Here is a 14,236-nt window from a genome sequence, read left to right on the forward strand (position 1 = left end):
TCATGACGATGCAAACTTTTAAAACAATGACCGTCAACTGCGACGATGCCGGCGTAATGCGGATCGTGATTGATGTTCCCGGACGACCGTTGAACATTATCGATGCGGAAGTCATGAAGGAACTCGATCATGTCCTTGACGAAATTGAACATCGCGATGACTTACGTTTGGTGGTGTTCAAAAGCGGTAAAGAAAGCGGCTTTTTCGCCGGAGCGGACGTTTCAATCATCGAAGGTATCGAAACAGAGGATCAGGCCGATCAGCTGATCCTCGCCGGACAACGTTTATTTGATCGAATCGAACGGCTGGCTGTTCCGACGCTCGTCGAGATTCATGGGCCGTGTTTAGGCGGCGGTTTGGAACTGTCGCTGGCCTGTGACTACCGAATCGCTCGTGACAACAGCAGCACGAAAATAGGATTACCTGAAATTCGTCTCGGCTTGATCCCCGGTTGGGGAGGGACGCAGCGTTTGACGCGACTTGTCGGTTTGAAATCGGCTTTGGACTTGATCCTAAAAGGAACTCACTTAGACGCGAAGGATGCTGCCGAGATCGGGTTGGTCGATCGTGCGATCGATCCCGATCGTTGGCGAGACGAACTGATTCGGATCATCGATCAACTTTCTCGCGGTCGAAGACTTCGTCGCAGGGTGAACGTGCGAAGGCGTTTGTTCAAAGCGGTACAGCACAGTGAACTAGTACGACGCAAAATCTTTGCGGTGGCTCGTCGGGTAACCACGAAGCAAAACATGCACTACCCGGCTCTGCAAGCCGCGGTCCATGCGATAGCGGACTCGTTCCGTTCGGACTCGTCCGGCTATGACACCGAACGCGAAGAGTTTAAAAAGCTGTTGTTCACTCCGACGTGTCGCAACTTGTTGAGATTGTTCTTCTCTCGTGAAAAAGCTCGTCAACGTCATACCTGGACACCAAAGCAAGACCATGTGATTCATGATCATCCGATTCGCAAGATAGGTGTCGTTGGTGGAGGAGTGATGGGGGCGGGGATCGCGCATTGCGCTGCCACGCGCGGATTTAATGTGATGATCAAAGAGGTCGATCCATCGACCGTCGACCATGCAAGGAAACGCATCGAAGGCTTGGTGGGCGAATATGTTCGACACAAACACTTGGATTCCGATGCCGCAAAACGATTGCTTTCATCGGTCAAGTTCACCACCGACTCGATCGCGTTCTCAGATGCCGAATGTGTTGTCGAAGCTGTCGTCGAACGGATGGATGTGAAGACCGCGGTGCTCGACCAAGTTGAGCAATTCGTGTCGAACGCGGCGATTGTCGCAACGAACACTTCCGCCCTGTCAGTCACCGAGATGGCTCGTTCGATGCAGCACCCCGAACGTTTCGCAGGGCTGCATTTCTTTAACCCCGTCGGGCGAATGGAGCTCGTGGAGGTGGTTCGTGGCGAACGGACCAGTGACGCAACGGTCGCAAAGCTCGTGGGCTTCGTCAAAGCCCTCGGGAAGACTCCGGTCGTGACGAAGGACTCTCCGGGTTTTATTGTCAACCGGATCCTGTTCCCATATCTCGGCGAAGCGATGTTGATGGTCCAGCAGGGCGACGGCATTCAAGAGATCGATTCGTCGATGAAGTCGTTCGGAATGCCGATGGGGCCGTTGCGATTGCTCGACAAGGTCGGCTTGGACGTCGCTTTGCATGTCGCGCGAACGCTGCAATCGACAATGCCAGCGGTGTCCTCGGTGATCGGGATATTGAGTGACTTGGTCGATCGCGGTGAGCTTGGAAACAAGACAGGAAAGGGGTTTTACGACTACTCACATAAACGACCGCGACCACGATCGGGGCGTAAGCTGTTGCGGTATTTTGTTCAGCCACCGCCATCGATTGATTTCATCGACGACGGGCTTGAACCCATGCAACGTCGATTGGTCTATCCGATGCTTTTGGAAGCCAAACGATGTTTGGCCGAGGGCGTTGTCGAAGAGGGTTGGGCGATCGATTTGGCCATGGTACTTGGGACCGGGTTCGCACCACATCGCGGCGGGCCGATGCAAGTGCTATCGAGTATCGGCATGGCCCACTTTCATGCAAACCTGGCTCGGTTAAACCTGCAATTGGGTGACCGATTTGCAGACACGGATGCTATCACGCCAACTTCGTCAGGATTTTCACAGCTTCAGAAACAGGGAGATCGATCATGAGTCTTGACTTTGAACCTTCATTCAACTCGGTTCCACAGACACCGGTCCCTTCAAGTCCTGCGGCTGAAAACAGTGTTTCAACCAGACGAGATTCAACCGAAACGGGGGCGGCGGGAACAGAAAGCGGAGGCGAATCGTTCGCCGAAGTTGCGTTGCGTCTTGGGGGCGCGTCGGCTGACGAGGCAAAACGTACCGGTGCGATAGACACCGCCGATGATCAGGTCGAAGACTTGTTCGCCGAGCAATACAAAACGGTAAGCAGTCCGGTGCACCGTGCCGTTTGGGACACGACCGTTGATACCGATTTATTTCGTGCCAAAGCGGCCCACCTTGATACCGACGTTGCCGCGGTCTCGATGCGATCGCTGAAGGTTGTACGCGACGCCCGAGACAATGGGACGCTCTATGACGAGCGCGGAAAGATCAGTCAAAACGTCTTTCAGTCCCTGGCGGCTGCCGGCTATTGGGGATTGCTCGTCGGAAAAGAGTATGGTGGTAGCGGCGCGAGCATGCGTCAGTTTACCCGAGTGATCACGCGTATGGCTATGATCGATCCAACGGTCGCAGGACTAGCATCGGTACACGGTTGTATTGGTGCGGTCGATCCGCTTCGATCGTTTGGTAACGAAGAACAAAAGCAGCGTTTCCTACCCGGGCTGGCCGATGGTTCGCGTTTGTCAGCGTTTGCGCTTACCGAGCCAGGCGCGGGAAGTGATCTCACGGCCTTGAAAACTACCGCTCATCTAGAAGGCGACCACTACATCGTCAATGGCGAGAAGTTGTTCATTACCAATGCGACATTTGGTCGAACGGTTGGATTGGTCTGTAAGATCGACGACAGGCCAAGTGTCTTAATCGCTGAGCTTCCCGGCGAAGAGACGGAGAATTTCCATCTGAACCGTTATGGTCTGTACGCTCTACGGCATGCGGAGAATAACGGATTGGTCTTTAAGAACTTTCGCGTACCCGCCACCAATCTTCTTCGCCCGCCACAGGGAGACGGGTTGACAATCGCCTATCACGGCTTGAATTTGGGGCGTGTCTCGTTGTGTGCGAACGCCGCGGGAACCATGCGCATGATGCTGTCTGAAATGCTGCCTTGGGCTTCCTTTCGACAAACCTATGGTCAGGCGATCGATCGGCGCGAATTAGTTCAGCGTCGGGTAGGACACATGGCCGGATTGATCGTGGCTGCCGATGCGTTGACGAACTGGTGCGCTGGGCTACTCGATCAAGGCTACCGCGGGGAGATGGAGTGCATCATCGCAAAGATCTTTGGTAGCGAAGCCCAGAAGGAGGCCGCGATCGAGTTGTTCATGAAGACGCACGGCGGTCGGTCGTTCCTCCAAGGTCACCTCTTCGGTGATAACGTGCATGATTTCTTGGCGCCATGCATTTACGAAGGCGAAGGCGAGATGCTGGGGATGGCATTTTTCAAATCGCTCGTCAAAGATCACGGAAAACGCTATTTCGAACCGATCGGTCGAACGCTTCATGAGCTTGGTGTCACCGAGCCCAGCTTGGCCAATCCAAGTCACTTGTGGGCGCTTCGTGATCCAATGACTCGCTATGCGAAGTGGTACACCGGAAAGAAGTTGCGATCGACACATTGGGTCAACGAACCTTCATCAACGTCGATGCCAGCGTCTTTACAAAAGCACTTGCGATTCGCACAGACGTATCTTGCGGCAAGTGGCATCCGGATCAGTGATGCGATGCGAAAATATCAGTTGAAGTTGGCAGACCGACAGTGTCGTATGTCGGCGCTGTCCGCCCAGATTCAAGACGCGATCACGATCCTCGTCACGGCTCAAGCGGCATCGGATCAAGTGGATGAGATCAATCGAATTGCCGCCGATGCGATCTGTCGGCATTTACAGCGACGCATCGTGGGAGGGCATCCCACGGACGCCGACTTCCGGCAGATGACACGGCTGGGGCAGCGGATCGCCGACGAGGGTTGGCACGAACTCGACGGAAGTGTGGCAGCAACGATTCTTCAGTCGTACTAGGCCTGCGTCATCGATCGATTCAACGCGAGCGGATCTCGCCTAGCGTTTGTTGATTTAGGTTTAGTCGTCTTGCACTCTGTGAAAGTCGCGTAAGTATTCGCAACGTTTGCAGAGCATGAAGCGACTATGTTCACTGTAATCCGTGAGCCGAACGGGCTAGCGCCGGGCCGCAGTCAGAAAAAGCCGGCGCAAATGGCAATACATCGAAGACAATAGAAAACGCCCCGAGTTTCATTTACCACAAGGAGTCAACGATGCATGCCTCTGCGTTTCGCGAAACGAATGTCGGTACTTCGATTCCGATTCATTCCAGAGGACGGGACAACGGTGTGGTCGTGGCGATGGGTGGCGGCGGAGCACGGGGACTGGCTCATCTTGGTGTCATGGAGGCGATCGGCGGTGCAGGAGTTCAAACCGAGCGAATCGTGGGAGTCAGCATCGGAAGTCTGGTGGGTAGTCTTTGTGCGCTCGAACCAGGCATCAAAGCGGTGCAGGCCAAAGCGATTGGACTTTTGCACTCGCCGATCTTTTCTGCCAAGTGCGAAAGTTTAATGGAGCATGCCGAAAGGATGACCAAGCAGACGCCCAGCTTAGACCGCACGTCAGGGCCATTTGATTGGTTTGCAACGTGGTATCGTCGACTGGAACGCATGATGCGTCACGGTCATCGGTTGTCGCGGATGATCGCCGGACCATCGTTGCTTACCAACACGTTACTCGAAGAGGCTATCGAATTGCTCATACCCGACATCGACGTTTCCGAGACGCAAGTGCCACTTAGCATCGTTGCGGCGGATCTGAAAAGCGCCCAAAGGATCATCATCGAGAACGGATCACTACGGAAAGCCATATTAGCGTCGATGTCGATTCCGGGTTTTTTCCCACCCGTTGAGTGGGACGATCTGTTGTTGACCGATATCGGCGTGTTGGATTCGATACCCGTTCAATCCGCCCTGTCGTACGGGCTGGGCCGAACCATTGCGATCGATGTCAGCAGCGATTTGCGTCGTCACGACTCATTTCGAACCACCGTCGATGTTATGATGCGGATGGAGGAAATCGGCGAGGTGATTTGTCGCCGGCAAGCACTCTCGTTGGCTGATGTCGTCATTCGTCCTGACGTCGGTAATCATCCCTGGTACGACTTTACCCAACCGGAAACATTAATCGAGCACGGTCGTCAAGCCGGACACGTCGCAATGCTACGACACCACGAAACGTTCGGGGCATAGCGCAGGATGACTATGGTTGAAGCGCCGTCAATGCGTCGATCACTTGCTGGTCATGCCCGTCGACGCGAACTCGTTTCCAAACCTTGACGATCTTGCCGTCCGCATCAATCAGGTAGGTACTGCGCTGAATTCCCATGGACTTCTTGCCGTACATGTTCTTCTCACGCCAAGCACCGTACTTTTCCATCATGGTGTGCTTTTCGTCGACGAGCAGTGGAAACGGGAGTGAGTATTTCTCGCGGAACTTGGTGTGGCTTTCAGCCGAATCGGCACTGACACCATAAAGCTGAGCGTTCAACGACTTCATTTCGTCGTAGCGATCGCGAAAGGCGCACGCTTCCTTGGTGCAGCCCGGTGTATCGTCGCGGGGGTAGAAAAATAGCACCACGGGGTTGCCTTTCAGGTCGCTCAATTTGACTTTGTTGCCAGAGTCATCGCTGAGTGTAAACGCGGGAGCTTTGCTACCTGGTTCTAACCAATCGGCCATCGATCACTATCCTGCAAGGGTTTTGCAAACAAACTAGGGTCATCAGAAATATAGCGGCCGGTAAAGAACCGTGAAAAGGGGTCAGGACTCAATAACGTGTAGCACTCGAAGAGTCATTCGGACTTGTCGACTGTTGACCTCTCGGCGCTCGTTATTGAGTCCTGACCCCTTTTTGGCTTGGCGTGGCTAATCTGAATTTCGAATGTTGACGAAGCTCTAGCGACCAATTTGCAGTAACAGATTGCCTGATGAAGGTAGCAGATCGATCGAGGCTTCAGACTTTAGAAGCGTGTCGATCTCCATTACCGAAAGAACCGTTTCGAGAATTTCGTCATCGGCCGCCGAGATCTCGTTGAGCGCCTTACCGACGATCATTGGGCGGGCCGCCGAAGCTTCCGCCATCTTTTGCGAAACCCGGTAGGCCGTTTCACTCTTGATCAATCCGACACGGTTCTCGCCGTCTTGCTTCATCGCGCTGGTGACCTGGACCAGTCTCTTGACCACTTTTTCGGTGATGTTGTCGACCATCACTTGGTCTGTGAAAGCGACCTTGCGAATGTAGACCGATCCCAGTGTGTAACCCCATTTTTCTGACAGCGGAGAAACGGTCGCACGAACGGTTCGGCTGAGCGAATGACGATCCTCCAGCATTTTTTCCATTTCGAGATTGCTAAGCGTTGAAATTGTCGAGCTGGTGACATTCGCTTGGAGCGAGCCATCTGGGTTGGCATTGGTGAACAAGTAGCTTTCCGGATCGGTCACTCGCATTTCGTACCAAATCCCAACCCCCATCGGCGTGCCCTCTTCGGAATTGACCATTTGGTTTCGCAAATAGTGCTGACGGAGTGCCGTGCTGACCACGTACGATTTTCCAAAGAACGGTACCAGTAATGCTCGCGGTCCAAACTTCATCACCGGAACTTGAAGACCCGGTTCATCGATCGTTCCAATTACTTTGCCGAACAGCGTGAAGACGTGTGCTTGACATTCGCCGACACAGGCATAAAGCCCAAAGAAACGGGCGAACGCCAAAAATACAGGGATTGCGATCAGCCCCAAAATGAATCCACCACCAAACCATTCCATTGTCTCGTCCTTCTAATAAATATTCTGTGTGATTGCGATAATTCAAACCGTCGACCGGGCGTTACTTTGTTGCATTGCTATCGATGGTCTGCACCACGCGATGTGCGGCTTGGTACAACGGGATCTTCGCATTGCGGACATAGGCTTTCAGCGCGGGCGAGCCGCCGTTCTGTTTTATTTCGCTCAACGTGCCGGCCAATTCGCGTAGTGGCGCGACTTCCGCTTGTGCGTTGTTGGTCGCGATTTCGACCGCACGAGCACTCATCGTGATCTGCTGCTCGCTGTCGGCACGGGCGGTGCTCAAGTCGGCGGCGACTTGATTGCGAGTGCTGTTGATTGCCGAAAGAGCCCGGTCGACTTCGGTCGGTGGGTCGATCTCGGTGATCAACGCTGCGTCAAGCTCGATACCATAGCGGGCGGTCGTCGAGCGACATTGCTCTTCCATGTATTGATTGAGAAGAGGCAAGTTCTTACGCAGGTCGTTGATCGAGACACCCTCGGAAAGGTCGACGGCCGGTCCGGAGGATTCACCGTCGGCCGCTTCCAGTTCTTCATCGGCCAAAAGGGTTTGGCCTTTGGGGTCGACAAAGTTTGCGACGCGTTCCCGAAGCACCGAAACAAAGTACCCCATCACATGTTCTAGCGGACTGGTCACGCCAAATAGATAGGGATACAAGTTGCTTTCACTGACGCGGTAACGTAGTTGCCCGTTGATGCCGGTCGTCAAGTTGTCTTTGGTGACCGCTTCGATCGTATCTTGAGCCTTGGACGGGTCCCACGACAGGTCCACCGCTTGGGTCGCGACGCTCACTTTGTGGACTTGTTGCCAAGGCAATTTGAAGTAAGGTCCGCCGGGGCCAACGACACGAACTTGCGGGTATTCATAGCGGTGCTGTTCTTCGCTAGTCATCGCGTCGTCTCCAAGCTCAGTCGAAGCGACTTCGCGAAGTCGTTCGGCTTTTCCGAAACTGGTGACGACGGCGCGCTGGTCGGGGCTGACGGTATAAAATCCGCCTACCCCGCAACGAAAGAAACTGTAAACGATCAATCCTGCGATCAAGCCGATCAGTAACATGAGTGAATCTCTGGCGGCAGAAAGTTTGAAGCTAGTTGCCAACCGTAGCACGCAGCCAATCGCTCGGTCGGTCAAGCATTTTTAGCCAGACCGAATTCATTGATTGTTTCATCAACTGGCAATCAGGATCGCGTCCGCCAAGACGAATAATCGATTCAGTCCGACCAAGCCGGACCCGAACGGGTCCACATTTCAGGCTTGATTCCCGCTGACTCCAGGGCGCGCGAGATTGCGGCAATGGTCAATTGGTTCGGTTTAAAGGATCCCGGACGCTTCCCCTGGGCGACTTGCAGCGGGGTGCTGCCAAGCGAGTTTTTTCGATTCCACCGGTGCGGATCTGCACCGAGTTCCATGAATCGCTCCACCACTCGGGCAAAACTGCGGTACGCCGCGCCGTGAATGACCGTTTCACCGTGGGCATCGACGTCATCGATCGTCGCACCCCAACGGACTAGACGATCGATCATCGCCAATGTTTCATCTTCGAAACCGGGATACTCGTCGGCAACAAAGACCCCGACGCCGGCGGCCGCTAACATCGGTGTGGTGCCATCGGCGTTCGCGAGGGTTACGTCGGCGCCCAAGCCGACGAGTACATCGGCGTACGCGACGTCATTGGTGAACGCCGCGAACAACAGCGGTGTGCCGCCTTTGGGATTCAGCTTGGCTTTGGCGTATCGCCCACGTTCGAGTTGAAGATTGACGTCGGCACCACGAGCGACCAACTCTTTAGCAAACGCGAGACTACCCAGCGTTCCCGAGCCAACCGGCGGAGGGTCACCGTCGGGGTTGTCACCGCGCGGAGGACGACGGACCCAACTGAGCGCGTGAAGCGGTGCAAAACCACTCCGTTGGTCGTTCGGATCGGCGCCACGGTCGATCAGTTCGATCGCCAGTTGAAAGTGCGCGCTTTCAACGGCCAACATGAGCGGGGACATTCCCTTACGAGGGGCGCGGCCAGAAGCGTTTATCGGGTTCATGCGGTCGTTGACATCCGCCCCGGCGTCCAGCAATCGGTGCACGACGTCGGAGTGGCCTTGCCGGGCGGCGAAGTGCAGGGCGGTGAAACCGCTACGCAATCTCACATCAAGTTCCGCTCCGGCGATTAACAAAGCGTCTACGACCGGTTCGTGCCCTGCCGCGGCTGCCCACATCAATGCGGTTTGTTTGTCACGCTGCCTTTGATTGACATCGGCACCGCGATCGATCAATGCTCGAACCAACGCATGATCGCCAAGGCGTGACGCATGCATCAGATATGTTTCATCGCCCGCGGTGGCTCCTTTTGCGTTGGCGCCGGCATCGAGGAGTCTCTTTGCCGTCGCATACGACCCGTAACGACAAGCGATCGCGAGTGGCGTGACGTCGTATTTATTTGGAACATCAACTTCGACGCCTGCCTCGATCAACGCATCGATACTGGGTTGATCCTGATGGTAGACAGCCCAGTGAAGCGCCGTCGTGCCATCGGGTTGTTGGACATTCGGATCGGCTCCACTTCGCAGCTTTAGCTTGAGATTCACCCACTCAGATCGCTCGGCAAGATCGGCGAGCGACGGAGCATCGGTTGGGGAATCGGCAGCCAGTGCAAAACCCTCGAGCATCACACAAATCGCAACGCCACAAATCAGACAACGTAGTACGACGGTGAATCCTGAGTCAACGTTCGCGGGAGGGCATTGTGACTGCATGATCTAGACGATGGAAATGCGTGCGGTTCGGAAAGTGATTCCAAACCACTATGATACCGCATCTCAGATCGCGTGTTTGCCGTTGTACGTCCCTGCTTTCACGGTTGCGAGCGATTCCGAGCCTGTCAGCGTGACGTTGCCATCGATGATGACGTCGGATTCAAAAGATAGATTACCCTCGACAGTGAGCGTTTCGCAGTTTTTCAGCGATGGCGCAACGGGAATGCGTTCCTGAAGATCGGCGATCTTTTTGAAGTATCGATCGTCCAATTTGATTTCCGGCGGAGCCCCTTGGCGTGATTGGATCAGACCGACAGAGTGATCCGAGTGAACTTCGTAAGCATCGCTACGGACGGCGAGTAGATCGCCGGTGGTCTTAACGGGCGCGAACCTAGATCGTGGCACACGGATCGCGTCGGTGTTTGGCAACGTTTCGATCGCCGCGCCCATCGCGGTTTCTAATTGGAAAACTTTGGTCGAATGAGCATTCTTGGGATCGACCGTTTTGCGATTGGTGATCGTCGGCAACGAGACGGTGCCGTCGCCTTGCTCAAGGTATTCGTTCAACTGGTGCAGGTCGATCCACAAGTTGTTCGTGTTGAAATAGCGATGTCGTGTGATGTCTTGGAACTGATCCTCTTCGTCTGGATGGCACTGCGCTTTCTCGCGAAGCAACAAACCTCCGTCGGCATCCTGTGCTAAGTGGCCACCTTTGCGATCGGCGGCGGTGCGATCGGCGACTTCCATCATGAAAGACGCTCCGCTGCGGATAAAGTGACCAAGGATTCGCAGATCAAGCGTCGCACCAAGGTTGTCGGCGTTAGAAACAAACAGATAGCGCCGGCCTTGCTTGAGCAGCGTTTGCAACGTCCCGCTAGTAACGAGCGCGGCGTAGATATCCCCGTGCCCCGGCGGGCACCATTGCATCGACGGATCGTCCGGCCATTCCGCTGGCATCAAGCTTTCCGCATCAATCTTTGGAACCTGGTGCTGCAGGAAAGAGATCACGTCCACGTCGCCACTAAATGCGTTGACGGCAGCGGCCGTTTGTTGTTCGGTTGAAAAGCTATTCATCAAAACCAGAGGAATGCCGAGCGATTGATTTTGACGAAGGATCAATTCCAGGAATGTGTCGTCGCCACGAACAGGTAGCAGCGATTTTGGACCATCAAGCCCCATCGACGTTCCCAACCCACCGTTTAACTTCAGCACGGCGGTCGACGCGAGGTGGTCGCGGCCGAACGATTCCAACGAGGCGTCCAGGGCATCGGCGTCGGTGACCGAGTCGACCGGTTCGATGTCGGCTTCGCGGATCGTCGCTTCCTCTCCGCTACAAAGATGGTCGTAGTGCTGACGAAAAATCTGGACGACGATGTCGGGCGTGTCGGCTTCGGCAAGTTTGGTGGCAACGGCGTCCCAGTTGGCTGACATTGGTTCTTCGTGATTGGTGTAAACAGAACAGGGCGAGTGCCCAATCGTTTGAACATACGGGTTCAGGGCATCAACCGACGGGCGTTAGCCCCGGTGATCGCACCGAAACTGTGGCTAACGCCATGCGGCTAAACCTGCAAATCGATTTGGAACGAAGCACTAGGCCTTTTTCGTTTCGACCGGCCGTTTGCGATTGGGGTACAGTTCGCGACAAATCGCACATCGCGTGCCATCACATCCTCGTGCCGTACAGTGCTCGCGGCCATAGAAGATGATTTGCAAATGAAGTTTATTCCATGACGTTTCGGGGAACAGTTTCTTCAAATCGGCTTCGGTTTGGGAGACATTCTTTCCATTAGTCAGGCCCCAACGCTGTGCGAGTCGATGGATGTGTGTGTCGACCGGAAATGCCGGGTGACCGAACGCTTGGCTCATCACGACACTGGCCGTTTTGTGGCCAACGCCTGGCAGTAATTCGAGCGCCTCGAACGTTTCCGGGACGCGGCCATTGTGTTCGGTCTCGATGATCTCGGATAGGCGGGCCAGGCTTTTCGCTTTTTGTTTGGAAAGCCCCAGCGGACGAATGATCTCCAGGATTTGCTGTTCGCCAAGTTTCCACATCGCTTTTGCGGTGGGCGCTTGCCGGAAGAGTTCCGGCGTGATTTCGTTGACCTTTTTATCGGTGCACTGTGCACTGAGCACGACGGCCACGAGCAGCGTGAATGGATCGGCGTGATCAAGTGGGATCGGCGTTTCCGGATAAAGTTCTTCGAGCCGCTCGAGAACTCGAGCGGCACGTTCTTTCTTAAGCATCGTCGAATCGGAAACTTACGAGTTCAGCGGCGGTTGCATTTTCAAATGTTCAAACGCTTTGGTCGTCGCGATACGTCCCCTTCGCGTTCGGACGATCAATTCGCTTCGCAACAAAAACGGTTCGACTTCGTCTTCCAGGGTATCGCTGCTGACGTTCATGGTGTGCGCGATTGCTTCTAATCCGCTCGGTCCGCCGGCGAACACACGGATCAAGGTTTCCAGGTAGTTTCGGTCCTGTTTGTCGAGCCCCAAACGATCGATGCCGATCATGTCCAACGCGTCTCTAGCGACGCCGATGGTGACAATCCCTTTGGCGCGGACTTGGGCATAATCTCGAACCCAATGCAAACGGTTGTTGGCCAGTCGCGGAGTGCTCCGCGAACGTCGCGCGATTTCGGCCGCGGCGGCTTGCTCGACTTCGATCGAAAGCTTCTTGGCATTACGAAGCACCAGATCGGTGAGCTGGTTTTCGGAGTACCAGCCCAGGTGTTCGCGGATTTGGAATCGATCACGAAGCGGTGCGCTCAACATCCCTGCGCGGGTTGTCGCGCCGATCAGTGTGAACGGTTGCAGTTCGAAATTCAGAGTTCTTGCGTTGACGCCTTCGCCGAGGACGATATCGATCCGGTAGTCTTCCATCGCCGTGTAAAGGTATTCTTCAACGGCCTTGGGGACGCGGTGGATCTCGTCAATGAACAACACGCTATGCGAGGAAACATTGGTTAGGTAGGGCAGCAGGTCTTTGGGGGCGCTTAACCCGGCGCCGTTTGCCATTTGGATCGTCGTTCCCATCTCTGCGGGGATGACCGTCGCAAATGTCGTTTTGCCCAACCCCGGCGGTCCGTCAAAAAGCACGTGACCGAGTGGTTCGCTGCGACGCATCGCGGCTCCGATGGCGATTTTCAATCGTTCGATGACGTCGCGTTGTCCGACCATTTCGTCCAGACGCGTCGGCCGTAATTTGCCGTCGTTCTCGTCCGGCGAAGGGTTCAGCCCATCGGAACCATCCGGCGTGTCGGGGGGATCGGGGGTATCCATCGATTTTGCGGACGAGCCACCCAGTTTTTCGGGGGTTGCGTCCTGGTCACCGGGGTCTCGGGGATCCGATTGTTGGTAGACTGCCTCGCGAGCCATTTGGTCTTCCGTCCGTGCAATTCCACGTGGTTTACATTGTCTGCCCTGTTTTACCCGAAACCTCCATTCTCGTCGGCGCGTCCTTGCAGATTAAATCTTGGTCATGAGCGAATCTTCAGCGAATTCAGCCCCCATCGACGTCTCGGATCCTGCGATCATCGCCAAGTACGAACCCTACTTGAGAATGTTGGCACGCACACGGATGCGGCAAGCCTATCAGGCGAAGATCGGTGCATCGGACATGGTTCAGCAAGCGATGATGCAAGCAGTCGCCGGATTCGATGGTTTTCGCGGCGGCACCGAAGCCGAGTTAATGGCGTGGCTGCGAAAGATTCTGGCGCATCACCTTTGCCACCTCGATCGTGACCTGCATCGTGACAAACGTGACATCCGACGAGAGCAGTCGATGGAGCAGAAACTGACTGCGTCCTCGATGCGTCTGGAAGGCCTGCTCGCCGGCAGTGACCAAACGCCCAGTCAAAACGTAGTGCTCGGCGAGAGCGTGGTGCAAATCAGTCAAGCGATCGCACGGTTGCCAGACCCCCAAGCGGACGCGGTGCGTTTGCATTACCTCGAAGGGATGAAGTTGAGTGAAGTCGCCGACGAGTTAGGCAAATCCACTGGCGCGATCGCCGGCCTCCTGCACCGAGGCATGAAGGCGCTCCGCAAACAACTCGGCGAGTGACCGAAAAGGCAGTAATCGCGCGAGGAGTGACCGTGCGGGGAGTGACTGCGAAGCCATCGATCAAGTTTACTTCGTCTTGAGTCGCCTTCGAGCTTAGTGAGGCTCGCGAATGCTTCTGCGGTGACTCGATCTGCTTTCGTGCGACGTCGATTGAACGCTGGGAATTTTACATCTCCTGGACGAAAATCGACCAATTTCTTAGACGCTGATGTCCCGCGAGGGGCGAGTGGGGCCAACCACTGGCAATCTGGGTGAAAAATCCCCACAGGTGTGGAAATTTGCACACTCTGCAAGCGTTCATCCTTGCTACTCTTAGGAGATTCGTTCGCTCCCCTCAGGCGTTGGGGCTTCGCCGGTGGCGGGCGTCAGGTTTTTGCATCTGTTGTCTAACCTCGTTTATCGCTGCATCG

The 14,236-nt window shown here is 55.2% G+C and carries 11 protein-coding genes; 4 read left to right on the forward strand and 7 right to left on the reverse strand.

Translation table 11 applies throughout. From position 1 onward, the window contains the following. Positions 1 to 2 precede the first annotated feature (2 nt). The 3 genes from FYC48_RS20385 to FYC48_RS20395 all read left to right on the forward strand — a co-directional run bounded on the left by FYC48_RS20385 (position 3) and on the right by FYC48_RS20395 (position 5,424). Positions 3 to 2,180: a 3-hydroxyacyl-CoA dehydrogenase NAD-binding domain-containing protein gene (locus FYC48_RS20385; protein WP_149498636.1), complete on the forward strand. Its 2,178-nt coding sequence runs from the start codon at positions 3 to 5 to the stop codon at positions 2,178 to 2,180. Next, on the forward strand, positions 2,177 to 4,192 hold the full coding sequence (locus FYC48_RS20390; protein ID WP_149498637.1) for an acyl-CoA dehydrogenase family protein: 2,016 nt from the start codon (positions 2,177 to 2,179) through the stop codon (positions 4,190 to 4,192). The genes FYC48_RS20385 and FYC48_RS20390 overlap by 4 nt, the downstream gene beginning before the upstream one ends. Before the next feature lie 254 nt (positions 4,193 to 4,446). Further along, on the forward strand, positions 4,447 to 5,424 hold the full coding sequence (locus tag FYC48_RS20395) for a patatin-like phospholipase family protein (RefSeq protein WP_149498638.1): 978 nt from the start codon (positions 4,447 to 4,449) through the stop codon (positions 5,422 to 5,424). 10 nt (positions 5,425 to 5,434) lie between these two features. Here the strand turns inward: FYC48_RS20395 and bcp are convergent, their stop codons facing one another. From bcp to ruvB, 7 genes are all read right to left on the reverse strand, one after another. Further along, positions 5,435 to 5,911, reverse strand: coding sequence for a thioredoxin-dependent thiol peroxidase (bcp, locus tag FYC48_RS20400; protein WP_149498639.1), 477 nt, complete (start codon positions 5,909 to 5,911; stop codon positions 5,435 to 5,437). 216 nt (positions 5,912 to 6,127) lie between these two features. Next, positions 6,128 to 6,997, reverse strand: a complete 870-nt coding sequence (locus FYC48_RS20405; protein WP_149498640.1) for an SPFH domain-containing protein — start codon at positions 6,995 to 6,997, stop codon at positions 6,128 to 6,130. 61 nt (positions 6,998 to 7,058) lie between these two features. Continuing rightward, positions 7,059 to 8,072: an SPFH domain-containing protein gene (locus tag FYC48_RS20410; protein ID WP_149498641.1), complete on the reverse strand. Its 1,014-nt coding sequence runs from the start codon at positions 8,070 to 8,072 to the stop codon at positions 7,059 to 7,061. Between the two features lie 155 nt (positions 8,073 to 8,227). Further along, positions 8,228 to 9,763, reverse strand: coding sequence for an ankyrin repeat domain-containing protein (locus FYC48_RS20415; RefSeq protein ID WP_149498642.1), 1,536 nt, complete (start codon positions 9,761 to 9,763; stop codon positions 8,228 to 8,230). Positions 9,764 to 9,826: 63 nt separating this feature from the next. After that, the gene (locus tag FYC48_RS20420; protein WP_149498643.1) at positions 9,827 to 11,194 is read right to left on the reverse strand and encodes a UTP--glucose-1-phosphate uridylyltransferase; all 1,368 of its coding nucleotides are present in this window, start codon (positions 11,192 to 11,194) and stop codon (positions 9,827 to 9,829) included. A 159-nt stretch (positions 11,195 to 11,353) separates the two neighbouring features. Then, a complete protein-coding gene (gene nth, locus FYC48_RS20425; protein ID WP_149498644.1) occupies positions 11,354 to 12,007 on the reverse strand; it encodes an endonuclease III in 654 nt (217 codons plus the stop codon). 15 nt (positions 12,008 to 12,022) lie between these two features. Then, the gene (gene ruvB / locus FYC48_RS20430; RefSeq protein WP_149498645.1) at positions 12,023 to 13,141 is read right to left on the reverse strand and encodes a Holliday junction branch migration DNA helicase RuvB; all 1,119 of its coding nucleotides are present in this window, start codon (positions 13,139 to 13,141) and stop codon (positions 12,023 to 12,025) included. Between the two features lie 103 nt (positions 13,142 to 13,244). Here ruvB and FYC48_RS20435 point away from each other — a divergent pair, with 103 nt between their 5' ends. Beyond that, complete coding sequence (locus FYC48_RS20435; RefSeq protein ID WP_149498646.1) at positions 13,245 to 13,826, forward strand: sigma-70 family RNA polymerase sigma factor; 582 nt, start codon at positions 13,245 to 13,247, stop codon at positions 13,824 to 13,826. Positions 13,827 to 14,236 lie beyond the last annotated feature (410 nt).

This window comes from Roseiconus lacunae, from assembly GCF_008312935.1.
Lineage (GTDB): Bacteria > Planctomycetota > Planctomycetia > Pirellulales > Pirellulaceae > Stieleria > Stieleria lacunae.

Excerpts from the sequence above, each read along its gene's own strand:
- FYC48_RS20435 (WP_149498646.1), top strand. The coding sequence starts at position 13,245 with ATGAGCGAATCTTCAGCGAATTCAGCCCCCATCGACGTCTCGGATCCT.
- FYC48_RS20415 (WP_149498642.1), bottom strand. The coding sequence starts at position 9,763 with ATGCAGTCACAATGCCCTCCCGCGAACGTTGACTCAGGATTCACCGTC.
- FYC48_RS20410 (WP_149498641.1), bottom strand. The coding sequence starts at position 8,072 with ATGTTACTGATCGGCTTGATCGCAGGATTGATCGTTTACAGTTTCTTT.
- FYC48_RS20405 (WP_149498640.1), bottom strand. The coding sequence starts at position 6,997 with ATGGAATGGTTTGGTGGTGGATTCATTTTGGGGCTGATCGCAATCCCT.
- bcp (WP_149498639.1), bottom strand. The coding sequence starts at position 5,911 with ATGGCCGATTGGTTAGAACCAGGTAGCAAAGCTCCCGCGTTTACACTC.
- FYC48_RS20390 (WP_149498637.1), top strand. The coding sequence starts at position 2,177 with ATGAGTCTTGACTTTGAACCTTCATTCAACTCGGTTCCACAGACACCG.
- FYC48_RS20385 (WP_149498636.1), top strand. The coding sequence starts at position 3 with ATGACGATGCAAACTTTTAAAACAATGACCGTCAACTGCGACGATGCC.
- FYC48_RS20420 (WP_149498643.1), bottom strand. The coding sequence starts at position 11,194 with ATGTCAGCCAACTGGGACGCCGTTGCCACCAAACTTGCCGAAGCCGAC.
- ruvB (WP_149498645.1), bottom strand. The coding sequence starts at position 13,141 with ATGGCTCGCGAGGCAGTCTACCAACAATCGGATCCCCGAGACCCCGGT.
- FYC48_RS20395 (WP_149498638.1), top strand. The coding sequence starts at position 4,447 with ATGCATGCCTCTGCGTTTCGCGAAACGAATGTCGGTACTTCGATTCCG.
- nth (WP_149498644.1), bottom strand. The coding sequence starts at position 12,007 with ATGCTTAAGAAAGAACGTGCCGCTCGAGTTCTCGAGCGGCTCGAAGAA.